At 62.5% G+C, this 25,805-nt stretch carries 20 protein-coding genes and 1 pseudogene; 7 read left to right on the top strand and 14 right to left on the bottom strand.

Annotation, left to right across the window (positions count from 1 at the left end; translation table 11 throughout):
- The 7 genes and pseudogenes from ENJ19_02820 to glgA all read right to left on the bottom strand — a co-directional run.
- Window positions 1-429, bottom strand: a 429-nt coding sequence (locus tag ENJ19_02820) for a type III restriction endonuclease subunit R (protein ID HHM04659.1), incomplete at its 3' end; no start/stop codon positions are given.
- Between the two features lie 167 nt (window positions 430-596).
- On the bottom strand, window positions 597-1,172 hold the full coding sequence (locus ENJ19_02815) for a hypothetical protein (GenBank protein ID HHM04658.1): 576 nt from the start codon (window positions 1,170-1,172) through the stop codon (window positions 597-599).
- Entirely contained in the window at window positions 1,169-2,071 is a 903-nt protein-coding gene (locus ENJ19_02810; protein ID HHM04657.1) for an endonuclease domain-containing protein, read from the bottom strand. Before ENJ19_02810 ends, ENJ19_02815 begins: the two co-directional genes overlap by 4 nt.
- A 3-nt stretch (window positions 2,072-2,074) precedes the next feature.
- Window positions 2,075-3,928, bottom strand: a pseudogene (locus ENJ19_02805) (site-specific DNA-methyltransferase).
- A 39-nt stretch (window positions 3,929-3,967) separates the two neighbouring features.
- Window positions 3,968-4,162, bottom strand: a complete 195-nt coding sequence (locus ENJ19_02800) for a hypothetical protein (GenBank protein HHM04656.1) — start codon at window positions 4,160-4,162, stop codon at window positions 3,968-3,970.
- A 729-nt stretch (window positions 4,163-4,891) separates the two neighbouring features.
- On the bottom strand, window positions 4,892-7,684 hold the full coding sequence (locus tag ENJ19_02795) for a phosphoenolpyruvate carboxylase (GenBank protein ID HHM04655.1): 2,793 nt from the start codon (window positions 7,682-7,684) through the stop codon (window positions 4,892-4,894).
- Window positions 7,685-7,770: 86 nt separating this feature from the next.
- Window positions 7,771-9,240, bottom strand: coding sequence for a glycogen synthase GlgA (glgA, locus tag ENJ19_02790; GenBank protein ID HHM04654.1), 1,470 nt, complete (start codon window positions 9,238-9,240; stop codon window positions 7,771-7,773).
- A gap of 101 nt (window positions 9,241-9,341) precedes the next feature.
- On the opposite strand from glgA, the gene gnd reads away from it, so the two are divergent.
- Genes gnd through ENJ19_02775 form a run of 3 tightly spaced genes read left to right on the top strand, consistent with a single transcriptional unit; the run spans window position 9,342 to window position 13,519 of the window.
- Window positions 9,342-10,328: a decarboxylating 6-phosphogluconate dehydrogenase gene (gnd, locus tag ENJ19_02785; protein ID HHM04653.1), complete on the top strand. Its 987-nt coding sequence runs from the start codon at window positions 9,342-9,344 to the stop codon at window positions 10,326-10,328.
- The gene (locus ENJ19_02780; GenBank protein HHM04652.1) at window positions 10,325-11,818 is read left to right on the top strand and encodes a glucose-6-phosphate dehydrogenase; all 1,494 of its coding nucleotides are present in this window, start codon (window positions 10,325-10,327) and stop codon (window positions 11,816-11,818) included. The genes gnd and ENJ19_02780 overlap by 4 nt, the downstream gene beginning before the upstream one ends.
- 48 nt (window positions 11,819-11,866) lie before the next feature.
- Window positions 11,867-13,519, top strand: coding sequence for a glucose-6-phosphate isomerase (locus ENJ19_02775; GenBank protein HHM04651.1), 1,653 nt, complete (start codon window positions 11,867-11,869; stop codon window positions 13,517-13,519).
- 129 nt (window positions 13,520-13,648) lie between these two features.
- On the opposite strand, the gene ENJ19_02770 is transcribed toward ENJ19_02775, so the two are convergent.
- Window positions 13,649-14,083 (bottom strand): rhodanese-like domain-containing protein, encoded by a 435-nt coding sequence (locus ENJ19_02770; protein ID HHM04650.1) that lies wholly within the window; start codon window positions 14,081-14,083, stop codon window positions 13,649-13,651.
- Window positions 14,080-14,685, bottom strand: a complete 606-nt coding sequence (wrbA, locus tag ENJ19_02765; protein HHM04649.1) for an NAD(P)H:quinone oxidoreductase — start codon at window positions 14,683-14,685, stop codon at window positions 14,080-14,082. Before wrbA ends, ENJ19_02770 begins: the two co-directional genes overlap by 4 nt.
- Window positions 14,686-14,859: 174 nt before the next feature.
- Here wrbA and ENJ19_02760 point away from each other — a divergent pair, with 174 nt between their 5' ends.
- Window positions 14,860-15,825, top strand: a complete 966-nt coding sequence (locus tag ENJ19_02760; GenBank protein HHM04648.1) for a DUF4398 domain-containing protein — start codon at window positions 14,860-14,862, stop codon at window positions 15,823-15,825.
- 27 nt (window positions 15,826-15,852) lie between these two features.
- On the opposite strand, the gene ENJ19_02755 is transcribed toward ENJ19_02760, so the two are convergent.
- Window positions 15,853-17,244, bottom strand: a complete 1,392-nt coding sequence (locus ENJ19_02755) for an aspartate ammonia-lyase (GenBank protein ID HHM04647.1) — start codon at window positions 17,242-17,244, stop codon at window positions 15,853-15,855.
- Window positions 17,245-17,440: 196 nt separating this feature from the next.
- Here ENJ19_02755 and ENJ19_02750 point away from each other — a divergent pair, with 196 nt between their 5' ends.
- Window positions 17,441-17,707, top strand: a complete 267-nt coding sequence (locus tag ENJ19_02750; GenBank protein HHM04646.1) for an acylphosphatase — start codon at window positions 17,441-17,443, stop codon at window positions 17,705-17,707.
- Between the two features lie 85 nt (window positions 17,708-17,792).
- On the top strand, window positions 17,793-18,086 hold the full coding sequence (locus ENJ19_02745) for a hypothetical protein (protein HHM04645.1): 294 nt from the start codon (window positions 17,793-17,795) through the stop codon (window positions 18,084-18,086).
- Window positions 18,087-18,107: 21 nt separating this feature from the next.
- On the opposite strand, the gene ENJ19_02740 is transcribed toward ENJ19_02745, so the two are convergent.
- The 4 genes from ENJ19_02740 to ENJ19_02725 all read right to left on the bottom strand — a co-directional run bounded on the left by ENJ19_02740 (window position 18,108) and on the right by ENJ19_02725 (window position 23,777).
- Window positions 18,108-18,650, bottom strand: coding sequence for a lytic transglycosylase domain-containing protein (locus ENJ19_02740; protein ID HHM04644.1), 543 nt, complete (start codon window positions 18,648-18,650; stop codon window positions 18,108-18,110).
- A 104-nt stretch (window positions 18,651-18,754) separates the two neighbouring features.
- A complete protein-coding gene (locus ENJ19_02735; GenBank protein ID HHM04643.1) occupies window positions 18,755-20,470 on the bottom strand; it encodes a proline--tRNA ligase in 1,716 nt (571 codons plus the stop codon).
- Window positions 20,471-20,538: 68 nt separating this feature from the next.
- Window positions 20,539-21,390, bottom strand: a complete 852-nt coding sequence (locus ENJ19_02730; GenBank protein HHM04642.1) for a carboxylating nicotinate-nucleotide diphosphorylase — start codon at window positions 21,388-21,390, stop codon at window positions 20,539-20,541.
- A gap of 89 nt (window positions 21,391-21,479) precedes the next feature.
- Window positions 21,480-23,777 (bottom strand): hypothetical protein, encoded by a 2,298-nt coding sequence (locus tag ENJ19_02725; protein ID HHM04641.1) that lies wholly within the window; start codon window positions 23,775-23,777, stop codon window positions 21,480-21,482.
- Window positions 23,778-24,245: 468 nt separating this feature from the next.
- Here ENJ19_02725 and ENJ19_02720 point away from each other — a divergent pair.
- The coding region (locus tag ENJ19_02720; GenBank protein ID HHM04640.1) for an acyl-phosphate glycerol 3-phosphate acyltransferase at window positions 24,246-25,805 on the top strand (1,560 nt) is incomplete at its 3' end.

Raw genomic sequence — 25,805 nt, 5'->3', positions numbered from 1 at the left:
GCCGGTGGCCATCTTGATGACATAGCGCCGCCAGCTTTCATCGAACATCTGCGCCGACACCGCACCGCTGGAGTCAAAACGCATCAGGTCGAATTTATCCTTGGCCCCCACCACGTCATACAGATAGACGATGGTCTCCAGCGCCTCGCGCTGGGCGAAAAAGTATTGAAACTGCGACATGGTGCCGTCGGCCTGGGGCAACAGGTGAGGCTCCTTGAACCACCAGTTCAGCAAGCTTTTACTGGTATCGGTCGCGCCCACATAACCGCTGTCGCGGAACTCCTTCACCTTGCGGCGCAGTTGATGCACCAGCGGCGGCATCAGTTTGTCCGCGCTGCTCTCCCGCAGCGCCTCATCAGCCGGAAACCAGCGAATGTCAGGGTCGAGAATGGCATGCGGGGAATCGGGAAAATCGGGATGCAGGGCCATAGACTAAGACTCTTCCCTTTTTCCGATTTGATCGGGATTCAAGCGAACGGGTTTTCCGTCCCGATAAATGACGGCGTATTGCCCCAACCGCCGTTTGGTTTCCATGGCCTTGATCACCGCACGTTGTAATACCTCGCGCACCTGCTGGGAATGCTGCTGTAACTCTGTCATGGCTTCACGCTCATCAGTTGTTTGAATAAATTAGAATTTTCAATCTTCCGGCCTTCGGCATCCTGCACAAAAATCACCTCCGGGTTTTCCCTGGAGTTATCCAGGCAAACCGTGGCGCTGCACAAGGGCGCATAGTGATTCAGCAAATTAAAAATGCTACGGGGGTAGCGCCGCACGATGGCCTCCCGGGGAATATCGTGCCCGCCGTGGGAAACGCGCTCGGCCACCCGCTCGATGGACATTTCAATGCTCGGCAGCCAAAGATAATAAAGCTCGACCCGCCAACCGTCGGCCAGCAGGCGGCGAACCAGACGCAGGTAGGTCCTGCCCGATAACGTGGTTTCAAAGGCAAAGTCCTCGCGCGCGGCGATATATTGTCCAATCTCCCGCAGAAACAGGCGACTGGCAGTAAGCCACTCCCGTTCCGGTGACAAGGGCGACAACCCGGCGGCGATCATGTCCGCATTGACAAAATTCCGGCATCCCGCAACCTCGGGCAGAAAACTCAGGGCAAAGGTTGTTTTTCCCGCGCCGTTTGGGCCGGCGATAAGGGTGCAGACCGGTACGGTCACACCGTCACCTCCACAATGGTCATGGTGTCATTACCAAAGATGTCCACCACCTTCACCGCCACCTTGCGCCGGCCCGGCGGGCATTCCTGGGCCACACTGATCAGCTCCAGCGAGCGGTCCTTTTTGGTGCGGAAGCTCTGCCACTCATTCTCGAACACATAGTCGCCGGTCCACTGCTCTTGCGTTTCGCCGGTCTCGGGATTGACCACGCGGATGATTTCGCGCTTGCTCTCGAAGTCGAAATCGACGCTCCAGTAGTCGATCCAGTCGGTCCAGTGTTGGGTGAGCTGTTCGCGGGTAATGATGCCATCCTTATCGCGGCTCACCTTCCAGATCTGGCCGCGCTCCACCACGATCTTGCTGCCCTTCTTCCTCAGGCTCGTCTCGGCGTTGGCAATGGAATCCTGCGAGTAGAACACCGAGAAGTCGGTCAGCTCCACCGCCAGGGTCGGAAGCCCCCCTGACAAGGGGGGTTGGGGGGTTAAGAACTGCTCTTGACGTTCCACGATCCTTGCTTTCAGATCCGAGTAAACCCCCTCGATATTTTTCAGCACTTCACGATTGGAGTAACGGAGCACATCCACGCCAAGTTGGTTGAGACGTTGTGTTCTTCTTTCATCATATCCTTGTTGTTCGGCATGAGAATCTCCATCGATCTCGATCGCCAACATCAATTCCGCACAATAAAAATCAACAATGTATTCATCCAATGGCTTTTGCCGTGTGAATTTCAGATGACCAAAGCGCTTACCCCGCAAGACTTCAAACCACAGTCTTTTCTCAGCGGGCGTCGGGGTTTTTCGGTTTTCCCGCGCCTTTTCCGTGAGTGATGGGTTGTAGGGAAGATAAGCCCCCTTGCCTTTAACCCCCCTGCCCCCCTTGTCAGGGGGGTAAGAGATGATGGGCCTGACCTCGATGAAGGAGACATCGTGGAACACCACCTGGTTCTTCTCCACCGCCCGCTTGTCGAACACGTCTGCCGGTATATACTTGGGCGAAATATCGATGCCCTTGGCCCGCGCCTCGTCCAGCACGTTGGGGAACAGCCCCATCTCGAATTCGAAGCCGAGGATGTCCACCCTGGTGATGTGCTTCTTGCGGCACTCCAGGATAATCTCCTCCACGAACAGCCGCGTGACCGGCAGGTTCACCGGCCCTACCGCCACCAGCCGCCCGGCACGCTTGCCGTGGAAGCATTCGAACTGTTCGACCTTCTCCGCCCGGTAGGCGCGCAGGATCAGGTCGAGGAAGGCCGCCTCCCGCTCCTCTTGCAGTCGTCTTGCAGCCTGTTCCCTAACCCCCTCTAACTCCCCCTTATCAGGGGGAGAACCGGTTGTTTGCCCCCCTGACAAGGGGGGGTGGGGGGTTATACCGATGAAGTGCTGGCGCTCGTACTTGCCCAGGTTGAGAATCTCGAAGGCGCGGTAGTCCTTGCCTTCCTCCTTCAGTTGCCGCTGTACACCGATCATGCGCTTGCGGGTGGTGTGGATGGCGAACTTGCCCAGATCGGTGGCGATCCACTTGCGACCAAGCTTCTCCGCCACGGCGGCGGTAGTGCCGGAGCCGCAGAAGAAATCGGCGACCAGGTCGCCTTCGTTGGAGGAGGCTTTGATGATGCGTTCCAGGAGGGCTTCGGGTTTTTGGGTGGGGTAGCCGAGTAGCTCTTGGGATGCAGTAGCAACACCAAACCCTGGCAGGTCAACCCAAATAGAATCAAGAGGAATGGTGTATTCGTCAAGATAATATTTTTTGTACTTCTGCCCAGTACGTGACACATAGATGTATCCCTCTGCTTCCATTTTTGCAATGGAGGCATCTGAATAATCTCCTAATGATGTACGTTTAAACTTTCGGCCATCTGGATCACTATATCGAAACTCCTTTAGCTGCTTCTCAGTAATCTTTCCCGGAACCATATTGAAAATTGCATCACGCGATTTCGAGTAAGCAATGATATTGTCAAACGTCTTCGGCCAGTGTTTCGCCTTTTTCTTAGCACCTTTCCCTACAGCATCCTTTTTCCAGATTATCTCACCACGGAAAAGAGATGAGTAAATTTCGTCTAGAACTAATCTGATCTGGCTGGATAGCCGCCAATCACAATGCACATAAATACTCCCATCCTCCGCCAATAGATCCCGCATCAGCACCAGCCGCTCGTAGATCATGGCGATGAAGGAGTCCGCCCCCTTGCCCCAGGTGTCGCGGTAGGCGATCTCTTCCAGGATGTTGGGCTTCTTGGTGAAGGTGTCGCCACCGATCTCGATATCCATGGAGAAGTCGGCGCCCACGTCGAAGGGCGGGTCGATGTAGATCAGCTTCAGCCCGCCCTGGGCCTCGATCTCCTCGCGCAGCGGGCCGTTCTTAAGAGAAGAGAGAATCAGCTTGTTGTCGCCCCAGATCAGCTTGTTGGTCCAGCCCTGTAACTGCCGGCCCCGGTTGTCCATGGCAAACAGGTCCGATTGCAGCGCGGTCTGCTCGGGCTTTTCCGCCCGTGGCTCGTCCACCTGTTCGATGGTCTGAAACGGCAACACGATGTTGCAGACCTCGTGGGTCTTGCCGTTCCAGACCAGCTCAACCTCGCGTTTCTCCTCGAACAACAGGAAGCGGTATTTATCCGGCAACGGTTTGCCCGCCTCCAGATATTGCAATATCTCGCGCTTTTCGCTGTCGTTCAGTTTCAGTGACCCGCGGCCGGCAGCACCGTCACCCTTGGCGCTGGATTTTGCTTTGGCTGCTTTACCGTTACCCGCCATAACCGGCTCCATCATGCTTGTTGTTCTTTATGATTCGGTTCACTTCGCCGTCCCCTTGCGCCCGGAAGCCGGGTCAAGTTTCACGGGAATATCATTGCGCTCGCAGTAATCTATGATCAGCACCGCCACCATATTGGCGATGGAACGATGCTCCCGCTCCGCCGCCGTGCGCAGCGCCTCTTTCAGTTCCGGTTCGATGCGAAAAGTCAGCGTGGCGGTCTTGGTGGTGGCCATGGCTCCCCTCGGGTCTGGCATGCTACTGTTAATGTACTGTAATGTACTGCAACATCCCGTATAGTCCAAGGGGTTAAGAAAAAAACGGGCCGGGAGGGAATCATGGTCCGGGACTTTTCACCCATCACCTTCTTCCAGCGCACATCCAGCGCGCTGCCGGGCCGATATTTCCAGGAAAAGCATGGCGTCCTGGCCGAGGTCGCCTTCGATGAACTGGAGGAGAACGGCCAAACGTCAGAGGCTATCTTTCAGGCGGTCTCGCAGTTGCCGGAGCGAAAGCTGAAACAGACCGAAGCGGAGTGTCGGGAGATCGAAGCCATGGTCCATCAGGCCGGGGTGACGGCGCTGATCGATGAGGCGACGGACTTCCACAAGAACGCCGAGTTTCCAGAGGCCATCAACCAGCAAGACAGCTTTCACGGCAAGGTGATGTGGACCGTTCTGGAATACCCCAACTACTGGGCCGGGGCCACCTCGAACCTGTACGCGGAAAACATCCCCGATGCCTCCTGGAAGAAACGCAACGGTCTGCCCCACCTGCCGCCCCATGTGGAGCCTAAAGACACCGACCGGCTGGCGGATGCCCTGAGCCACTATTTCCGCAGCAAAGGAGGCCGGGGCCGCCATTGCCGGGTGGACGTGTACCGCAAGGGCAACAAGGAGAACTTTGGCGGGCGGGGGTCAATAAAAGACGGTGGCACAAATACACATAATGCAACGCTGCGGCGCTTATCCCGTATTTCTCATTCCCGCTGCAATGGCGTTAATGGAACGCAGCAGGGGATTCAGCCACAGGTTCCGTTCTTTTTCGCTCAGGTGCCCGCTGCGCGAGCGGTGGATGAGTGTGATCTGAATGTGATTCAGGGGGTCGAGGTAGGGGTTGCGGCGCCGCAGGGACAGGGCGAGCACGGGGTTGCGTTCCAGCAGGCTTTGGTCACCGGCCACGCCCAAGACTTGGGTGCGGGTGCGTTCATATTCTTGTTCGATTTTGTTCAGTATTTGCAGGGCCGCTTCGCTGTCGCCGGCCAGGGTGGCGTATTGGCGCGCGATGGTCATATTGGCTTTGAACATGGCCATTTGGGTGTTGCTGAGCAGGGCGCGGAAGAAGGGCCAGTCTTCGTACATTTTCTGCAGCTTGGCGAGGCGGTCCGGCTGGTTCTTGCGCCAGCCTTCCAGGGCTGCGCCGATGCCGTACCAGGCGGGCAGGGTGTGGCGTGACTGGGCCCAGCCGAACACCCAGGGAATGGCGCGGATGGAGGCTTTGGAGCGGTTTTGTTTTTTCCGGTGGCTGGGGCGCGAGCCGATGTTGAGCAGGCCGATTTCGTTGACGGGGGTGGCTTCGTAGAAGTAGTCCAGCAGGCCGTCGGTGTGGTCGGTGAGGTCGCGGTAGGCGGCTTCGCCGGCTTCGGCCAGCTGGTCCATGATGCCGAGGTAGTCTTTGCGCGGTGCCGCCACGGGGCGGATCACGGCGCGGCTGGCTTCCATCAGGCCGCTCACTCCCATGGTGAGTTCGTACACGGCGGTTTCCTGGTTGCTGTATTTGTAGGACAGCACTTCCCCCTGCTCGGTGAATTTGATCTGGCCGAGTACGGTGCCTTCCGGCTGGGAGAGGATGGATTCGTAAGTGGGGCCGCCGCCGCGGCCGATGGTGCCGCCGCGGCCGTGGAACAGGCGGCACTGGATGCCGCGCGAGCGGGCCAGGGCCACGGTTTTCCGCTGGGCTTCATAGAGGTTCCAGGCCGAGGCAAGGATGCCGCCGTCCTTGCAGGAGTCGGAATAGCCCAGCATGACTTCCTGCAGCCGGCCCGAGGCGGCCAGCAAGCGCTGGTAGCCCGGGTGGTCGAACAGCGCCGCCATCACCGTTTCGATGTGGTCCAGATCGTCGATGGTTTCGAACAGGGGGGAGATGTGCAGCTTGCAGAACCACTCGCCGCCGCTTTGCCCCACCAGGCCGCTCAGCCGTGCCAGCCACATCACTTCCAGCACATGGCTGGCGGCGTGGGTCATGGATATTACATAGTGGCCGAAGGCGTGTTCGCTGATTTCCTCTTGCAGCCGTTTTACCACTTCGAAGACTTGCAGGGTTTCCCGGGTGTCGGGGCGGAGCCGCGCGTGGGGCACGACCACGGGGTCATCCCGGCCGAGCAGGTGGCCGAGCAGGTCCAGGCGGGCGGTTTCGTCCAGGCTGTGGTAGTCGATGGGCTGGGGCAGGTGAGACAGGATGTCGGTCACGGCGTCGCTGTGGCGGGTGGATTCCTGGCGGATGTCCAGTTGCATGAGGAAAAAACCGAAGGTCTCCGCCAGCCGGATCAAGTCCTGCAGTTCGCGGGCGGCGATGTTGCCGCTGCCGTGGCTGCGCAGGGAGTCGCGGATGAGGTGGAGGTCGCGCAGGAATTCTTCCACGCCGGCGTAGCCGTCCGCCGGGCCGGTTTTTCCTTCCGCGCCGGTGGCATCCAGGGCGGCCAGGGTGCGTTTGAGGCGGTACCGCATGATGTAGAGTTTGCGCCGGTAGGGTTCGTGGGCGAAGCGGTCCGGTTTGCCCGCGAAGGCGTTTGCGGCATAACGCTCGTCATTGTGGAGGCTGTTGAGGAAGGCGGCGGACAGCCGGCACAGGCGGCTGGAGTGGGTGAGCACGTGGCTCAGCCGCTGGGTGCGTTCGAGGTAGTGGAGCAGCACTGTGCGGGCGTGCAGGCGCACGGCAAATTCGGTGGTCTCCGGTTTGACGAAGGGGTTGCCGTCCCGGTCGCCGCCAATCCAGGAGCCAAAACGCAGGAAACTGGGCACGGTGATGCCGCTGGCCGGGCCGTAGATGCGGTCAATGGCGCGCTCCATGCCGCGGTAGACCCGGGGCACGGCGTCGAACAGGCTGTCCTGGAAATAGAACAAACCCTGGCGGATTTCGTCGTGCACCTGGGGTTTTTGGGTGCGCACTTCGTCGGTGTTCCACAGGATTTGAATTTCGCACTCCAAGTCATCGACCAGTGCCTGGGTTTCCTCGGCGCCGAGACCGGACTGGTCGAGGCGCTCGCTGGCCAGGAAGATGCGCCGCAGCGCTTCCATGGTGGTGCGGCGCTTGGCCTCGGTGGGGTGGGCGGTGAAGACGGGGATGTAGCGCAGGGTGTTCAGCAGGGTTTGCACCTCGCTGGCGCTGTAGCCTTCGTCGTGCAAGCGGCGCAGGCTGCGGTCGAATGAGCCCACCCACAGCGGCCCTCCCTGGCGCAGGGTTTCCCGCCGCGCCTTGTGTTGGTGCGCTTCTTCCGCGACGTTGAGCAAGCTGAAATAGGTGCCGAAAGCGCGCACGACGTGGGTGAGGGTGTCCGGGTCCAGGTCCTGAATGAGGCGTGACAGGCGCTCCCGCTCGCGGGGGTCGTCTTGCTTGTGCAGGCCGATGTAACCCGTGCGCAGCGCTTCCACCGCGTCGTAAACCGTATCCCCCGCCTGGGCGCGCAATACCTTGCCCAGCAAGCGTCCGAGCAGTTTTACCCGCTCGCGCAGTGCGTTGTCATTCATGTTCAAACCCATCGCTGAAAACTGGCGTGATCCGGCCGCGCGTTTTTTGTACGGCTTGCAAAGCCGTTGCCGTCAGAGGGGCGCCGGAGTGGCGCGTATTATACAGGCTCGGGTGGTGCCGGTTTTTGGGACAGGGACCGTTCGTAGAGCTTGAGGTAGTTCCGGGCGCTGTTGGCCCAGCTGAAGTCCTGGGCCATGGCGTTGCGTTGCAGCCGCCGCCAGGCCCGCGGCCGGCGGTACAGGGCCAGGGCCCGGCTGAGCGCTTCCAGCAGGGCTTCGGGGCTGGGGTCGCTGAAGACAAAGCCGGTGGCGCGTCTGGGGCCGTCGCTGGCATCCACCACCGTGTCCGCCAAGCCGCCGGTGCGGCGCACCACCGGCAGGGTGCCGTAGCGCAGGCTGTAAATCTGATTCAGGCCGCAGGGCTCGTAGCGCGAGGGCATGAGAAAGAGGTCGGCGCCCGCTTCGATGCGGTGGGCGAATTCCTCGCTGAAGCCGATGGTGACGTGGAGCCGGTCGGGGTATTGTTCCGCCAGGGTTTTGAGAGTCTGTTCCAGTTGGGCATCGCCACTGCCCAGGAGTACGGTTTGCACGGGCCGGCTCAGCAGGGCGGGCAGCGCGCTCAGTACCAGGTCCACCCCTTTTTGCGCCGCCAGCCGTCCCACCAGGCCGATCACCGGTGTTTCCGCGCTCACGGGCAGGCCGGTCTCCCGTTGCAGGGCGGCTTTGTTGGCGGCTTTGCCGTCCAGATTGCCGGCGCTGTAATGGTGGCTCAGATAGGGGTCGTGGACGGGGTCCCAGACGCTGTAGTCGGCGCCGTTGAGAATGCCACAGAGGCGGTCGGCGCGGGCGCGGAGCAGGCCGTCCAGGTTGCAGCCGAATTCCGGGGTGGTGATTTCCCGGGCGTAGGTGGGGCTGACGGTGTTCAGGCGGTCGGCGTACACCAGCCCCCCTTTTATGAAGGAAAGATTGCCGTAGAATTCCACGCCTTCCGGTGACCACAGGTGGCCGGGCAGCTTTTGCCGCCAGAAGTGCTCTGCGGCAAAGATCCCCTGATAGGCTAGATTGTGAATGGTGAACACTGTGGCCGGGCGCCCGGGGAGGCCGTGGAGCAGAGCGGGTACCAAACCGCTCTGCCAGTCGTTGCAGTGCACTACATCGGGGCGCCAGGCCAGGCCGGCCTGGTCCAGGGCCAGGGCGGTGACGGCGCGGGCAAAGACGCTGAAACGTTCCGGGTTGTCGGGCCAGTCGTGGCCGTCGGGGCCGGTGTAGGGGTTGCCGTTGCGGTCGAAGTGCGGGGCGGAATCCACCAGCCACACCGTCACCTCGCTGCCCGGCAGGGTGGTTTCCAGGATGCGCACCGGGTGGGGGTCTTCCTCCAGCGCCAGGCTGGCGATGCGAATGTTTCCGGCCCGGCGCATGGCGGCGCGGTAGGCGGGCATGACGAGGCGCACGTCTTGGTGCAAAGCTTGCAACGCCGCGGGCAGGGCGCCGGCCACATCACCCAGGCCGCCCGTTTTCATCAGGGGATGGGCTTCGCTGGCAACGAAGAGTATTTTTCGTGGTCGCATGGTGAGGGTTCAATTCCGTTGACGCGGGCTGTCCGGCAATCAGGCACCAGGCTGTTAACGCTGACAAGCACTTAGCGTTAAAGCGCCGGCAGGCACAGACGATACACAGCAGTATACGTGATCGACAGGGGTGGATCACGCCGGCCAACACGCAAGGAGAATGGATGATGCGACTGGCACTCATTGGATTGGGCAAAATGGGCGGTAACATGGCCCGCCGGCTTTGCCGGGGCGGGATCGAAGTGGTCGGTTACAACCGTTCGCCGCAAATCGTGAACACCTTGGCGGCGGAAGAAGGCATGATCGCCGCCACCTCCCTCGCCGACGCCGTCGGCAAGCTGAGCGCGCCGCGGGTGGTGTGGTTGATGCTTCCCGCGGGTGAGGCCACCGAACAAGCCATCGACGCCTTGCTCTCCATGTTGCAAGAGGGGGATCTGGTGATCGACGGCGGCAACGCCAATTTTCACGACAGCCAACGCCGCGCCGCCAGGCTGGCGGAGCAGGGCATATTGTTTATGGATGCCGGCACGTCCGGTGGCGTGTGGGGCCTGGACAACGGTTATTGCCTGATGGTGGGCGGCGACAAGGCCGCGCTCAGTCTGGTGGAACCGGCACTGAAAGTGCTGGCGCCCGGCGCCGATCGCGGCTGGGCCCATGTGGGGCCGGTGGGCGCCGGGCATTTCACCAAGATGATTCACAACGGTATTGAATACGGCATGATGCAGGCCTTTGCCGAAGGCTTCGCCCTGCTCAAGGCCCGCGAGGAATTCGAGCTGGACCTGGGCCAGATTTCCGAATTGTGGCGCCACGGTTCGGTGGTGCGCAGCTGGCTGTTGGATCTTACCGCCGATGCCTTTAAGGAAGACCAGGAGTTGAAAGACATCGCCCCCTATGTGTCCGATTCCGGTGAAGGCCGGTGGACAGTGCTGGAATCAGTGGAACAGGGCGTCGCCGCACCGGTGATTACCCTGGCTTTGCAAATGCGTTTCGCCAGCCAGGACAAAGAAGGTTATCCCTATCGTGTCTTGTCCATGATGCGCAATGCCTTTGGTGGCCACGCCATGCAAAAGACGGCGGGCGGTCGCTGATGGATCCCTGCAGTCTGGTGATTTTTGGCGCCACGGGCAATCTGTCACGGCGCAAGCTCATGCCCGCTTTGTATCAGCTCGAAGCGGCCGGGCGCCTGCCCGAGCAAATGGATATTTTCGCTTTCGGGCGCCGTCCCTGGGAGCGGGACCAATGGGTGGAAGAAGTCAAAGGCATGCTGCGGGAGCATGACGGCGAGGTGGATGAGGACTTGTTCACCCGTTTTGCCCCACGCCTGCACTATGTGCAGGGGGATTTGCACGAAGACGAGTGCATGGACCGCCTGCATGCCATCCTGGACGAGAGCGGGCGGGCGGCCAATGTGATCTACTACATGTCCGTCCGGCCGGCTGAGTTCGGTGAAACGGTGTCGCGCCTGGGCGAAAAAGGCATGCTGGAGGAACAGCACGGCTGGCGCCGCATCGTGATCGAAAAGCCTTTTGGCTACGATCTATTGAGCGCCCAGATTCTTCAGGGCGGCATGCACAAATACCTCAAGGAAAGCCAGATCTACCGCATCGACCATTACCTGGGCAAAGGCACGGTGCAGAACATCCTGGTGTTCCGCTTCGCCAATTTGCTGCTCGAACCTTTGTGGAACCGCCAGTACATTGATCACGTCCAGATCACTCACTCCGAAACGCTGGGGATACAGGACCGGGCGGACTACTACGAAGGCGCGGGCGCCTTGCGGGACATGATCCAAAGTCATCTCATGCAGTTGCTCACCCTGGTGGCCATGGAGCCCCCGCCCAATATGGATGCCGAGTCGCTGCGGGATGAAAAAGTCAAAGTGCTGAAATCTGTCCGCCCCATTGCCCAAAACGCCGTGCATGCGCACGCCTTCCGCGCTCAGTACACCCGCGGTGTGGTGGCGGGCGAGGCGGTGCCGGGCTACCTCGATGAGAAAAACGTCGATCCCCGCAGTACCACTGAAACCTACGCGGCAGTGAAGCTTTATGTGGACAACTGGCGCTGGAAGGGCGTGCCCTTCTATCTGCGTACGGGCAAACGCATGGCCCAGTCCGCATCGGCCATCAATATTCGCTTCAAGCACCCGCCCCATCATCTTTTCCACAATACCCGTCTGGAACAGCTCAAGCCCAACTGGTTGTTGATCGGGATCCAGCCCAAGGAATGCCTGCGCATGGAGCTGCAGGTGAAAGTGCCCGGTGTGGAGATGCGTACCCGCACCACCAGCCTGGACGCCAGTTACCGGCGGGAGGACGACACTGAGCTGGATGCCTACGGTGATCTGCTGCTGGATGTGATCGAAGGCGATCGCACCTTGTTTTTGCGATACGATGAAGTGGAGTGGGCGTGGCGGGTGGTGGACCCCATTGTCAAAGTGTGGTCCATGGAGCGCGATTTCATCAACACTTACGCCGCGGGCACCTGGGGTCCGCGTGGCACCTACCGTTTGTTTGAGCGCGAAGACCAGTTCTGGCGCCATTCCCTGGACATTGCCGGCGGGGACCTGGAAGCCTATTGACCAGTTCGCAACGACAAAGTCCCAAGCTTCAAATACCGAGGTAAATGGATGTCCCAGCTGACCCGATCCCCGGCCTGGCAGGCCCTTGAATCCCACTACGAGAATATGCGCCATGTGCACATGCGCGAGTTGTTCGCCGCCGATGGCCGGCGTTTCGAACAGTTCTGTGTGCGCTTTGACGATATATTGCTGGACTACTCAAAAAATATCATTACCAGCGAGACACTGGGTCTGTTGCTCGATCTTGTCCGCCAGGAGGGCGTGGTGGCCTGGCGGGATAAAATGTTCGCCGGGGAGAAGATCAACTTCACCGAGCAGCGCGCGGTTTTGCACGTGGCCTTGCGCAACCGGTCCAAGCGTCCCATTCTGGTTGACGGCGAAGACGTGATGCCCAAGGTGAACGGTGTGCTGGCGCAGATGCGCGAATTTTGCAGCCGGGTGCAAAGTGGCGCGTGGCAAGGCTACAGCGGCCGGCCGCTGACGGATGTGGTGAACATCGGCATCGGCGGTTCCGATCTGGGCCCCGTCATGGTCACAGAAGCGCTCAAGCCTTACGGCCGGGAAGGCTTGCGGCCTCATTTTGTGTCCAATGTGGACGGCACTCATATCGCTGAAACCTTGCGGGGGCTGGATCCTGAAACCACCCTGTTCGTCATCGCCTCCAAGACCTTCACCACTCAGGAAACCCTCACCAACGCCCGCACGGCCCGCGCGTGGTTTTTGGAACATGTCAAAGATGAAACGGCGATTGCCAGACACTTTGTCGCCTTGTCCACCAATGCCGCGGAGGTGGCCAGGTTTGGCATCGACACCGCAAACATGTTTGAGTTCTGGGATTGGGTTGGGGGGCGCTATTCACTCTGGGGCGCCATCGGTTTGTCCATCGCATTGAACATTGGCATGGACAATTTCGAAGATCTCCTGCAGGGCGCGCACGACATGGACGAACATTTCCGCACCGCGCCCCTGGAACAAAACATGCCCGTTATCCTTGGTGTGCTGGGGGTGTGGTACAACAACTTTTTCGGCGCTGAAACTCACGCCATCTTACCTTACGACCAATACCTGCATCGTTTCCCCGCTTACTTTCAGCAAGGGGATATGGAGAGCAATGGCAAACGGGTGAACCGTTCTGGCGAGGCGGTGGACTATTCAACCGGGCCGGTGATCTGGGGCGAACCGGGTACCAACGGTCAACACGCCTTCTACCAGCTCATCCATCAGGGGACAAAACTGATCCCCTGCGACTTCATCGCACCGCTTTGGTCCCACAATCCCCTGGGTGACCATCACCGCATCTTGTTGTCCAACTTCTTCGCCCAGACGGAGGCCCTGATGAGAGGCAGGACCGAGGCCGAAGCACGGGCCGAACTGGAAGCGGCGGGTATGGCAGAGACGGACCTTGCGCGCTTGCTGCCCCATAAAGTGTTTGTGGGCAACAAGCCCACCAACTCCATCATGTTCGACCGCCTTGATCCCCGGACTTTGGGCCGCCTGGTGGCCTTGTACGAACACAAAATCTTTGTGCAGGGTATGCTCTGGAATATCAATTCCTATGATCAATGGGGCGTGGAACTGGGCAAGCAGCTGGCCAAGGCGATCCTGCCCGAACTCACAGGCGGGAAGGCCGTCTGTTCCCACGATTCATCCACCAACGGCCTGATCAATCACTACAAAGAGCGGGTGGCCGGGTCGGCTTGATAGCGCGGCACTGGGATGCGCCGTCAGAGGGCCTGAGCCGCTGCGCGCCCGCCATGTTCGCCAACGGGCGCCCGGATGTTGCGGGGGGCCACCAGACAACAGCTTGTCCTGACCTGTCTGGTGGCCGGCTTAGCGATGGGGTGGCGGGCCCTGCTCGACGGGCAGGCCGCTTTGCTGCCAGGCCGACATATGCCCTTCCAGATAGAGCACCTGCTCATAACTTCTGCTTTTCAGACTGAGCTTGGCAAAGCCCGCCCGCGGCCCGTGTTGGCAGTAGACCACCACCGGCTCCGATTTTTTCAGTCCTGCTTCTTCATAACGGGGCGGCAAGGCGTAGAAGGGGATGTGCAGGGCGCCCGGCACATGCCCGGCCCGGTATTCCCGCAGGGAACGCACATCCACGATGGCCGGTGCCCGTCCTTCCTCGATGGCTTTTAACAGCTCATGCTGGGAAATATGGGTGGGCCGGCCGCCCGCGCAGCCCAGCAGCAAGGTGCCGGCCAGACTCATTCCAAGCAGTTTGAGGGATGGCGCGATGGCGGTGTGTCCGGTGTTTGCGGTCATGCCCTGCGCCCTCGTTCCAGTGCCCGTGCCGTTGCCGCCAGGCGCTTGCCCAGGGCGCGGCAAAGGCGTTTTTCCTCTTCGCTGAGGGGCAGTTTGCTGTCGGCGCCGGACAGATGACTGGCGCCGTAAGGGGTGCCCCCGGTGCGGGTGGTATGCAGGTCCGGCTCGCTGTAGGGCAGGCCGGTGATCAACATGCCGTGATGCAGCAGGGGAAGCATCATGGACAGCAAGGTGCTCTCCTGGCCGCCGTGCAGAGTGGAGGTGGCGGTGAACACGGCGGCGGGCTTGCCGCTCAAGGTGCCGGACAGCCACAGGCTGGAGGTGCTGTCCAGAAAATATTTCAGGGGCGCCGCCATGTTTCCGAAGCGGGTGGGGCTGCCCAGTGCCAGACCGGCACAGTCGCGCAAGTCATCCACGGTGGCGTAGGGCGCCCCCGTGGCGGGGATGGTCTCCGCGGTGGCCTCGCACACCGCCGACACACCGGGCACGGTGCGCACGCGCGCCGCCATTCCGGCCACTTCTTCGACGCCCCGCGCGATCAGCTGGGCCATGTCCGCCACATTCCCCCTGCGGCTGTAGTATAAAACCAGTATCTCCGACATTTATCCTCCAAATCCAGCATGTTAGCAACGCGTTGGCCGACGTTTGCGGGGCGGATTTCTTGACACTGCATAGGTGACTTGATAGCTTTCCCAAAAGCTGTATTTTCGGGGCAGCGGTGGCATGGCCGCACTATAACCCGGACAGAACCAAAGTATACATCTGGAGTTTCCCTTATGAATAAACGGGCCTCCCTCGGGCTGATGGGCTTGTTTGCGCTGTTGCTGGCGGCTTGCGCTTCGGCGCCTACCCAGGAGATGAGCGATGCGCGCCAGGCGGTTCAGGCGGCACGGAGTGCCGGCGCGCAGAAACATGCACCGGATGCCTTCCAGAGCGCTGAGGCCCTGCTGTCCAAGGCGGAAAAAGAACTCTCGTCCCGAGATTACCGCGCTTCCCGCAAGGATGCCATTGCCGCCAAGAAAGAGGCCATCAACGCCCGCAATATGGCCCTGGCCATTGCCCAGGCCAAGGCTGCGGCGGATGAGGCGCGGCAGTTGGGCACCCTGTCTCAGGAGGCCCGCGATGTGCTGTCAGCGGCGGAAGCTGCGGCGGCGGCTGGCGATGCGGACAAAGCCGTGCGCCTGGCCAACCAGGCCCGGACCCAGGCAGAGGACGACGCGCGGCGGGGCCGCAAAGCCAGGCTGGATGCCGAGCGCCAGAACCAGTCCTGGCTGGATCAGGCCCGGCTGCTGCTGGAAGAAGCCCGCGGCTACAGCGACCGCATGAGCGGTGAGCAGGCCGCCGCCTTGCAGGCGGCGGAGCAGGCATATCGTCAGGGCCGGGGCGAGCAGGCTCGCGGCATGGCTTCCGAGCTGGTGGCGCAGTTGCGCAGTTTGCCCGAGTTGCCGGTGGTGGTGGCGGCGGAAGTGACGGAATACGAGGTGCTGCGTGGTGATACCCTGTGGGCCATTGCGGGCAAGGACGATATCTACGGTGACCCCTTCCAGTGGCCGCTGATCTACAAGGCGAATCAGGACAAAATCCGTGATGCTGATCTGATCTATCCCGGCCAGGTGTTTGACATCGAGCGCCAGCCTTCCCTGCGCGACATCGACGCGGCGGTGAACCATGCCAAGACCCGCGGTGCCTGGTCCCTGGGGGTAGTGGAAACGTCTGACAAAGCTTACCTGAACGGCGAGTAGGCGCCAGGCGCGGCCGCGGGATTGGGGTTAAACCACCCCATCCCGCGCGGCGCGCAACACCAGCCGGTCAAACTCCTCGGCGCTGAGCAAGCCGCGCTCCGCAACGATGTCGCGCACCGGCCGGCCGGTTTTTTCCGATGTTTTGGCGATTTCCGCCGCCGCGGCATAGCCGATCCGGGTGTTGAGCAGAGTGGCGAGTCCCACGCTGGCATGCAGAAAGTGGGTGCAGCGCTCCCGGTCGATGACGAGACCCTTGAGGTTTTTTTCCGTGGCGGCCCGCACGGCGTTGCCCAGCCAGTCCATGGCGTCAAACAAGGCCGAGCCCATGGCCGGCATCATCACGTTGAGTTCCAGCTGACCCGCCTGGGTCATGTAGGCCATCGCCGTATCCTGCCCCAGAATCTGAAAACACACTTGGTTCAGCATTTCGAACATCACCGGGTTGACCTTGCCCGGCATGATGCTGGAGCCGGGCTGCACCGGTGGCAGCAGGATTTCCCCCAGCCCCGTGCGCGGTCCCGAAGCCAGCAGGCGCATGTCGTTGCTGATGCGGGTGAGTTCCAGGGCGGTTTCGCGGATGACCGAGGAGAGATGTTGGATGTCGGTCATGGATTGCATCTGGGCCGCCAGATCTTCCGCCGGACGGATAGCCTCCCCGGTGAGGCGGGCCAGTTCCCGGGCGGCATTGTCGCGGTAGCCGGGCGCGGTGTTCAGCCCCGTGCCCGCGGCGCTGCCGCCCAGGCCGATTTCGCACAAGGGGTCACGGCAGGCCCGCAGCCGTCCGGTGAGACGGCGCAGAGTCCAGGCGTAGGCCCTGAATTCCCGTCCCAAGGTGGTGGGTACTGCATCCTGCAAATGCGTGCGGCCGCTTTTCACCGTGTTCCGCTCCTGTTCACCCAGGCGGGCGTACTCGTCTGCCATGGCCTCCACGCTGGCGATGAGTCCCGGCAGCTTGGCCAGGGCCGCCAGCCGGATGGCGGTGGGGATGGTGTCGTTGGTGCTCTGGCCCATATTGACGTGATCATTGGGATGGACGGGCCTGTATTCGCCGCGCTGTCCACCCAGCGCCACATTGGCCAGATTGGCGATGACTTCGTTGCTGTTCATGTTATGGCTGGTGCCCGCTCCGGCCTGGAAGCGGTCCACCACGAATTGATCCAGGAGTTCACCCCCCAAAATCCGGTCGCAGGCGGCGACGATGGCCTCGCTGAGGGCCGGGTCCAGCCAGCCCCCTTGTTGGTTGGCCACCGCGGCGGCGCGCTTGATGCGCACGTGGGCCAGCACAAAATCCCGGTCCGGCCGGCGGCCGCTGATGGGGAAGTTTTCAACTGCGCGGGCGGTCTGAATACCGTACCAGGCCTCTTCCGGCACGGGGAATTCACCCAGGCTGTCTTGTTCGATGCGGTGGGGGTGGCTCATGTGGGATCCTCGGCAAGGTTTGCGCGCAAAGCACTGTATTGTAACGTAAGCAGGCGTCCAACGCGTCTGGGGGCGCACAGCGGCAGTCGTTGGCGGGGCAGGGCGCTTGAATTCAGCGTGGTGCTCACCCCAGGTTTTCTGCTGCAGCGCCGCAGGGAGATCATCGCGGGAATGGCGCGCTTGGTGGAGGTGTTGAGTGGTTCGAAAGAAATGTCTCGTCAGCGGCCGCGTGCAAGGCGTGTTTTTCCGCGCCGCGACCCAGCAACAAGCCCGGAGCCTGGGGATTACGGGTTACGCCCGCAACCTGCCAGACGGGCGGGTGGAGGTGTTGGCCTGCGGTGAGGCCGGTGCCGTGGAGGCCTTGTGTGCCTGGCTTTGGAAGGGCCCGCCCCAGGCGCGGGTGGTGGATGTGCAGGTCACCGACAGTGTGGAACCGGCCCCGGCCTCTTTTGAGACGGGTTGACGTTTTTCTTGACAGGAAGGGTGGGCTCGCCTATATCCTGACACACAACTCAAGAAATAAGGCCATCAATCGTGAGGAAGGGAGCATGACTATGCACAAGCGGCACGCAGCCGCCCTGGCTTGCGCGGTGCTGGCGGCAGCAGGCTTTGCGGCCTTTCCGGCAGCGGCCAGCGAAGCCAATGACTGGCGGGCCTTGATTCACCAGCGTCATCCGGCCGCCCAGGACTGGTTGGGCACCATCCGGGAAACCATGGGCCTGTTGCGGGAAGTGGAGCGTTCCGGTACCACTCCATGGGAGCGGGGTGAAAAGCCCGACGATGCGGGTGACGGCGAGCAGCACGTGGATGGTGGAACCACAGCGGATCCTTTGAGTTCCTGACTTTCGCAGCGCCGCGACCGCTCAGCGGCGGTACCAGCGTTGGCGTAAGGCCTCGAACACCCGCTCCGGGTACAGGTTTTTTCCCACACTGCCGTTGTAACGGGCCAGCGCCTTGCGCAGGTCGCCTTTTTCCATGTCCAGGTAGTAGCGCAGTATGGTGCAGCCAAGGCGCAAATTGGTGAGCGGGTCGAATAGATTGTCCTGGGGACGGCCGAGTTCCGCCAGCCAGAAGGGCATTACCTGCATCAGTCCCTGAGCCCCGGCGGAGGAGATGGCCCATCGGTCGAAATTGCTTTCCACGTCGATGACCGCCAGCACCAGCTCCGGTGGCAGGGCACTGCGGGTGGCCTCAAAATGAACGATTTTGAGCAGCCGTTGGCGTTCTTCCAGGGCCTGCACACGGCTTTTCAGGCGGTGAGACATGTCCACCAGCCAGACTTCCGCGTCGAAACGGTCGGCGAAGCTGTCGTTGGCTTCTATGGCGCTGAGCAGACGTTCGCGCAGGGCGGGGTCGGGCGTGACGGGGCCGGAGGTGTTGGCCCACGAAGGCCACACAAAGAGCATCAGACAAAGGAATAGCGTCGCTCTGGCCATTGCCGGGTGTTTGCGATTTCACAGCTGCCGCGGGGGCAGGACCCCTTGCGGCGCGATCCGATCCGTACCAATCATTAGTCGGCGGCGCGTAACTGCGACTTGAGAAATTCCGCCAGACCGGCCAGGGGAATCAGTCTGCTGTCGCTGTCGCGGCGGGCTTTGTACTCCACTTCGCCCTTGTCCAGCCCCCGTTCCCCCAGCACTAGGCGGTGGGGAATGCCGATCAGATCCATGTCCGCGAACATCACGCCGGCCCGCTCCTTGCGGTCGTCCAGCAGCACTTCAATCCCGGCATCGAGCAGTTCCCGGTACAGCCCTTCCGCGGCGTTCCGCAGGCGCCGGGATTTGTGCAGGCCGATGGGAATCAGGCAGACCTGAAAGGGGGCGATGGCGTTGGGCCAGATGATGCCCTGCTCGTCGTGGTTTTGTTCAATGGCGGCGGCCACGGTGCGCGATACGCCGATGCCGTAGCAGCCCATGGTCATCACCTGTTGGCGGCCGCTTTCGTCCAGGCAGGTGGCGTGGAGGGCCTCGCTGTATTTGGTGCCGAGCTGGAAGATGTGTCCGACCTCGATGCCGCGCTTGATGGCCAGCACGCCGTGACCGTCTGGGCTGGGGTCGCCCTCCACCACTTTGCGCAGATCGGCCGTCTCGGGCTCCGGCAGATCCCGGCCCCAGTTGACGCCGGTGCAGTGCTCGCCGTTCCGGTTGGCCCCGCACACAAAATCTGCCAGGGCGGCGGCGCTGTGGTCGGCGATCACCGGAATGGTGAGTTTTACCGGCCCCAGTGAGCCGGGGGCGCAGCCCGCCACTTCTTGCACCTGTTCCGCCGAGGCGAAAGTGAGCGGCGCGGCCACGGCTTTGAGTTTTTCCGCTTTTAGCTCGTTGAGTTCGTGATCGCCCCGCAACACCAGGGCCACCACCGGTTCTTCCGCGCCCTGGACCAGCAGGGTTTTGATGCAGCGTTGCGCGGGAACCCCGAGAAACGCGCTCACTTCCCCGATGCTGTGCCGGCCCGGGGTGGCCACGGTCTGCATCCCGGCGCTGGGGGCGGGCCGTGGGCCGGGGGGGGGCAGGGCGGCGGCCAGCTCGACATTGGCCGCATAGTCGCTGCCGGTGGCGAAGGCGATGGCGTCTTCGCCGGAATCAGCCAGCACGTGAAACTCGTGGGAACAGTCCCCGCCGATAGAACCGGTGTCGGCGCGCACCGCGCGAAATCCCAGGCCCATGCGTTTGAAAATGCGACTGTAGGTCTCATACATGGTGTCGTAGGTGGCCTGCAGGCAGGTCTTGTCCAGATGAAAGGAATAGGCGTCTTTCATGATGAACTCCCGCGCCCGCATCACGCCGAAGCGGGGCCGGATTTCATCACGGAACTTGGTTTGGATCTGGTAGAAGTTGGCGGGCAGCTGGCGGTACGAGCGGATCTCGCCTCGCACCAGGTCGGTGATGACCTCCTCGTGGGTGGGCCCCAGACAAAAGTCGCGGCCGTGGCGGTCGCAAAAGCGCAGCAGCTCGGGGCCGAACTGGTCCCAGCGGCCGGACTCTTCCCACAGCTCCGCCGGCTGCACCACGGGCATCAGCACTTCCTGGGCGCCGGCGCGGTTCATTTCCTCCCGCACGATGGCTTCCACTTTGCGCAGCACCCTGAGGCCCAGTGGCAGCCAGCTGTACAGGCCGGTGGCCAGCTTGCGGATCATTCCCGCCCGCAGCATGAGCTGGTGGCTGATTACTTCGGCGTCACTGGGGGTTTCCTTGAGTGTGGCAAGCAATAGCTGGGAGGTGCGCATTCCTTTTACTCTCGATTGGGGAAGTCGCGACATTCTAGCCGTGCCGGCGGGCGGCCGTACAGGGAAAATCAGCCGCCGGGGATGATCCCCATGGACAAGTCCACGGCCTTGAGGTGCTTGGTGATGGCGCCCACGGAGATGTAATCCACGCCCGTGAGCGCGACGGCGCGGACCCGGTCGAGACTCACATTGCCGGAGGCTTCCAGTTTGAGGCGGCCCCGGGCCCGGGCGACGGCCTGGCGCAGCATGTCCAGGGAGAAATTGTCCAGCAGGGCAATGTCGGCCCCGGCGGCCAGGGCCTGGTCCAGTTCGGCCAGCGACTCGACTTCCACCTCCACGGGCAATTCCGGTTTGAGTTTGCGGGCGGCGGCCACCGCTGCGGCGATGGACCCGGTGGCGGCGATGTGGTTTTCCTTGATCAAAAAAGCGTCGTACAGGCCCAGCCGGTGATTGTGGCAGCCGCCGCAGCGTACGGCGTATTTTTGGGCAGCGCGCAGGCCGGGCAGGGTTTTTCTGGTATCCAGTATTTTCACGCCGGTACCGGCTACCGCCTCGGCGTAGCGGCGCGCGGCTGTGGCGGTGCCGGAGAGGGTCTGGACAAAATTCAGCGCGCTCCGCTCGCCACTGAGCAGGGCCCGGGCGGGGCCGCGGAGGTGGCACAAGACAGCACCGGGCGCCACCGCGGCGCCATCCGCCAGCGTCCAGTCAACCTCGACGGCGGGGTCGAGCCGGGCGAAGACGGTATCGAACCAAGCCCGCCCGCACAGCACCGCGGCTTCCCGGCTGATGACCTGCGCCTGTCCCTGAACCCGGGTCGGGATCAATGCGGCGGTGATGTCGCCGGCACCCACGTCTTCCGCCAGAGCGCGGTCGACGTCGTCGGCGATGGTGTGAGCAGGGGGGGGGCTGAACGCGCGCATGGGTGAATGCGATATCCTGCGGGCCGGGTCAGACAAGCAGACAGCCCGGCAGCGGCCGGGCCGTCTCTTCGATGGCGGAGCGGCGCTGCTTAGCGCCGCATGCGCCGGCGGCCTGCAGCGCCCGCGAGCAGCACCGCAATGGCTGCCGCGTCCAGGGCGCCGCCCCCGCCGGAGCCGGAAAAGTTGAGCACATTGGTTCCGCTGTTGCCGTTGCCTGTGGCGCTGCGGTTATCGATGACCCGGACTTCAACCGCGCGGATATTGTCCACCCGGAAGGATTCCGCCGGTTGGTTGTTGTCGGATGAGATATCGGCTTCGACGATGTATGTCCCGGTGGCGTCAGGGATCACGGACAGGGGGAAGGACAGGATGGACTGGGCCGCGAAGTTCTGGATGGCGCACTCCAGGCCGGTGCCGGTCGCGGCGCAGCCACTGCCCACGGCGCCGGGATTGAGTACCACCAGGCCTGGGGACAATTTCAGCCGCAGGGTGGCCTGGGGCACGTCATCGGGGCCGTTGTTGGCCAGGTTGATGTCGAAGCGGATCTGATCGTTGTTGTTGCCGATCTGGCACTGGTAGGCACGGGTGCCGTTTTGGACAAAGCTGTCGTTGTCAGTGACCTCGGTGCAGGCCCCGGCTGGCGTTCTGACTTCCACCGGATCCATGACCAGCAGATCGGCGACGGCCTCGTTGGAGACGGTGTCGCTGATCTCGTAGGCGCCGATATCACAGGCGTTGTCATTGCGACTGTGGCCCCGCTGATCGTTCAGGGGGCATACGCCGTTGTCGCCCGCGTTCACCGCCGGGCTGGCATCGCCCAGGGCGAAGGTGAGCAGAAAATCCTTGGCGCCGTCATTGAACTGCAGGCCGGTGGCGAACAGCGGATCGGCGACGATATCAGTGGCGGCAGCGCCCAGGCCCTTGCCGCCGCTTTGGCAGGTGTCCGCTGTGATGAGGTTGTGGCCGTTTGAGGTGACCAGGGTGAACTCACCCCCGCAGATATTGGTGCTGGTGCTGTTGCCGACGATGGTGTTTACCACCACTGTGACCACATCGTCAGCGGCGTTGTCGCAACCCAGGCCCAGGGAGGCATCTTTGCTGCCGCAGGCAATGAATTCCGTGCCCCCGGAGGAGGCCTGGTTGTCGAAGATGGTGCTGTTGAAAACGGCTATCTCGCGACTGTTGTAGACCCCGCCCCCTTCCGAGGTGCTGGCCACCGTTGCCGCATTGGCGCTCACGGTGGAGTTTTTCAGGGCCAAAGTGCCCTGGCTGTCGTTGTAGATACCCGCCCCCAGGTTGCCGGTGTTGTTGTGCACCGTGGTGCTGGTGATGTCCAGCGAGGCGGCGTTGAACACTCCCCCCCCCAAACCCTGGGTGGCGGTGGCGTTGGCGTTTCGAGAGGTGTTGTTGCGTACCACCGAGCGACTCACGGTGGTGCGGCCGAAGTTGCCCAGACCACCGCCGGCGCTGACGGCGGTGTTGTTTTCGATGACGCTGAGTTCGATGCCCAGGCGGGCAAAATCGTTGTAGATGCCACCGCCCAGCTCGGCGCTGTTATTGCTGACGGTGCTGTTGCGGACGATGGCCGAGGACAGATTGGCACCCGCGCCGGTGGCGCCCAGCAGCCGGATGCCGCCGCCGCTGGCACCTGGTGTATTCGTGGTGCTGTTGGCGTGGACGGTGCTGGCCAGGACCATGAGTTGGCCGCGGCTGAATATCCCGCCGCCGCCCAGGCCGTTGACGCCCAGCACCGATGTGTTGTTTTGCACCGTGGCCTTGTTCAGGGTAAGGTCGCCCGCGTTGTAAATTCCGCCGCCGTTGCCTGCGCCGCCGCTGGTGGCGGCGTTGTTCTCGATGGTGCAGGAATTGATGGTGACCGTGGCCCCCGAGGCGATGTAAAGTCCGCCGCCCTCGCCATCGACGGCACCATTGCGAAGAGTGAGATCCTGGAGGATCACCGTGCCGCTGAAGATTTGCATGACCCGGTCGCCGGCGTTTTGGGCATCGATAACCGTGGCGCTTTGCCCGGCGCCCTTGATGGTTACATCGTCGCTGATATCCAGATCGCCCGTGGCAGCCGCGCTTTCGCCGCCACCGGTCAGGGTGAGGGGGTAGACGCCGGTTTCGATGTTAATGGTGTCCGCGCCGGCCAGGGCGTTGCTTTCCTGGACGGCGGCGCGCAGGGTGCAGATATTGCCTGCGCTGAGGCATACCCCGTCTCCGGGGTTGCTGTCCACCGCATCAATACCTGCGGCAGTGGCGGGGACGGTAAAGGTGGCGGCGTAGACGGGGGTGACCAAAAGGGCGCTGAGCAGGGCAGGGGCTAGCAGGCGGTGAAAGCGGATGAACGAACGACAGGATGCTGGAAGGCGGTTTGTCATGGTCATAAGTACTTGCCTGCGCCTTTTCATCTAAACTATTAACGGCAGCAGGGTAAAACACTTTACCGAGCGCGCCGCAGCTAGCCACGTTAAACTGTTGTATGGAAGCGCGTCTCTGCGATCATGGAAGCGTGTGGTGCCGGCGGTTCCCCTGCCGCCCCGAAATAAGGTCTGTTCCCCATTCCGCCATGCCCCAATCCGTGCGGTCTGCACAGAGTTTACGCATACTAGCACATCGGCAAAAGTCTATTCCATAGCAAAAAACTGAATCATTATTTTCGCTTGGGGCTGTTTCCCGGTTCGAACGCAGCGCTGGTAGAGGTGGGGTTTTCCGGGTGCTTTCCCGGGGCGCAAGGCTTTGCGCGAGAGCCCCTTATCGTTTTACAGGGCTCAACGGGCGAACAGCAGATGAGCTGATCTGAGGGGGCGCGGTGTCTGACGTCCCCTTGCAACCGGGGGAACCGAGGGGGACCAATGGCTTTCGAGCCTCAGGGCAAGGGTGACAGTGATCCGCAGGTGGCGCTATTGCTTGGCGTGGTGTCTGATCTGGTGGCCGAGCTCAGGGGCGGGGAACGCCTGACTGTGAGCCTGGACAGCGATCTGGAGCGCGAGCTGGGTCTGGACAGCCTGGCCCGCGCGGAGCTTTTGTCCCGCGTCGAGCGCGTGGTGCAGGGGCGCTTGCCCGAGGACGCCCTGGGCCGGGTGGAATGTCCGCGGGACGTTCTTACCTTGCTGATGCCGGTCGGGCCCGCCACCAGGCCTGCGGCACAGGGGGCCGAGGCCGGATCACGGTCAGGGCCGGGGATTGCCTTGCCCGCGGAAGCCGGAACGCTGGTGGAGGTTTTGGACTGGCATGCCCGCCGCACCCCGGAACGAGCCTATCTCCATTTTTATTCCGGCGGACAACAGCTTGACAGCCGGAGCTTTGGCGCTTTGCACGAGGCCGCGGGGCGGATGGCCGGCGGCCTGCGTGCCCAGGGTATCGGCTCGGGCCAGACCGTGGCGCTGATGCTGCCCACCTCGGTGGATTTTCTGGCCGCATTCCTGGGGGTGATGATGGCCGGGGCGGTGCCCGTGCCCATGTACCCTCCCGCCCGGCGTGCCACGTTGGAAGACCACCTGCGCCGCCAAGCCGGTATTTTGAACAATGCCCAGGCCGTCATGCTGCTCACCAGCGAGGAGGTGCTGCCGCTGGCGCCCCTGCTCAAAGGGCTGGCGCCCGCCCTCCGGACCGTGTGCCGGGTGGCCGACCTGCCCAAGGCCGGCGCCGAACGGCCCCGCATCAAGGCCGGCGACATTGCTTTTTTGCAATACACCTCGGGCAGCACCGGCGACCCCAAGGGGGTGGTGCTCAGTCATGCCAATCTGCTGGCCAATATCCGGGCCATGGGCCAGGCGGTGGGCGCCAGTCCCGCCGATGTCTTCGTGAGCTGGTTGCCTTTGTACCACGACATGGGCCTGATCGGCGCTTGGCTGGGCAGCCTCTATTACGGCATGAACTTTGTGCTCATGTCGCCTTTGGCCTTTCTGTCGCGGCCCCTGCGCTGGTTGCAGGCCATCCAGCGTCACGGCGGCACCCTCTCCGCCGGGCCCAATTTCGCCTACGAACTCTGCCTGCGGCGGATTTCCGACGAGGAGCTGGCGGGCCTGGATCTGCGCACCTGGCGCTGCGCCTTCAACGGCGCCGAGCCCATCAGCCCCGTGACCTTGGAGGCCTTTTGCGAGCGTTTTGCTTCTTGTGGTTTTCGGCGCGAGGCCATGATGCCGGTCTACGGCCTGGCCGAGTGCGCCGTGGGGCTGGCGTTCCCGCCCGTGAACCGGGGGCCGCGGGTGGACACGGTGCAGCGCCGCCCTTTTTCCCGTCGGGGCCGCGCCCTGCCCGCCGGCCCGGAGCAGACCGGCGCGCTCCGTTTCGTGGCCTGCGGCCGGCCCCTGCCCGGTCATGCCATCCGCATCGTGGACCCGGCGGGGCGGGAATGCCCGGAGCGGGTGGAGGGGGAAGTGGAATTCAAGGGCCCCTCCGCCTGCCAGGGC

This window comes from Gammaproteobacteria bacterium (assembly GCA_011375345.1).
Classification (GTDB): Bacteria; Pseudomonadota; Gammaproteobacteria; order DRLM01; family DRLM01; genus DRLM01.
The sequence above is the reverse complement of the archived record's forward strand: the minus strand, read 5'-3'. Positions and strand labels throughout refer to the sequence as shown.

What these genes read in the sequence shown, in the direction of transcription:
- ENJ19_02800 (HHM04656.1), bottom strand. Translation starts at nt 4,162, where the DNA reads ATGGCCACCACCAAGACCGCCACGCTGACTTTTCGCATCGAACCGGAA.
- ENJ19_02795 (HHM04655.1), bottom strand. Translation starts at nt 7,684, where the DNA reads ATGGGTTTGAACATGAATGACAACGCACTGCGCGAGCGGGTAAAACTG.
- glgA (HHM04654.1), bottom strand. Translation starts at nt 9,240, where the DNA reads ATGCGACCACGAAAAATACTCTTCGTTGCCAGCGAAGCCCATCCCCTG.
- ENJ19_02775 (HHM04651.1), top strand. Translation starts at nt 11,867, where the DNA reads ATGTCCCAGCTGACCCGATCCCCGGCCTGGCAGGCCCTTGAATCCCAC.
- ENJ19_02770 (HHM04650.1), bottom strand. Translation starts at nt 14,083, where the DNA reads ATGACCGCAAACACCGGACACACCGCCATCGCGCCATCCCTCAAACTG.
- wrbA (HHM04649.1), bottom strand. Translation starts at nt 14,685, where the DNA reads ATGTCGGAGATACTGGTTTTATACTACAGCCGCAGGGGGAATGTGGCG.
- ENJ19_02760 (HHM04648.1), top strand. Translation starts at nt 14,860, where the DNA reads ATGAATAAACGGGCCTCCCTCGGGCTGATGGGCTTGTTTGCGCTGTTG.
- ENJ19_02755 (HHM04647.1), bottom strand. Translation starts at nt 17,244, where the DNA reads ATGAGCCACCCCCACCGCATCGAACAAGACAGCCTGGGTGAATTCCCC.
- ENJ19_02745 (HHM04645.1), top strand. Translation starts at nt 17,793, where the DNA reads ATGACTATGCACAAGCGGCACGCAGCCGCCCTGGCTTGCGCGGTGCTG.
- ENJ19_02740 (HHM04644.1), bottom strand. Translation starts at nt 18,650, where the DNA reads ATGCTCTTTGTGTGGCCTTCGTGGGCCAACACCTCCGGCCCCGTCACG.
- ENJ19_02735 (HHM04643.1), bottom strand. Translation starts at nt 20,470, where the DNA reads ATGCGCACCTCCCAGCTATTGCTTGCCACACTCAAGGAAACCCCCAGT.
- ENJ19_02730 (HHM04642.1), bottom strand. Translation starts at nt 21,390, where the DNA reads ATGCGCGCGTTCAGCCCCCCCCCTGCTCACACCATCGCCGACGACGTC.
- ENJ19_02725 (HHM04641.1), bottom strand. Translation starts at nt 23,777, where the DNA reads ATGACCATGACAAACCGCCTTCCAGCATCCTGTCGTTCGTTCATCCGC.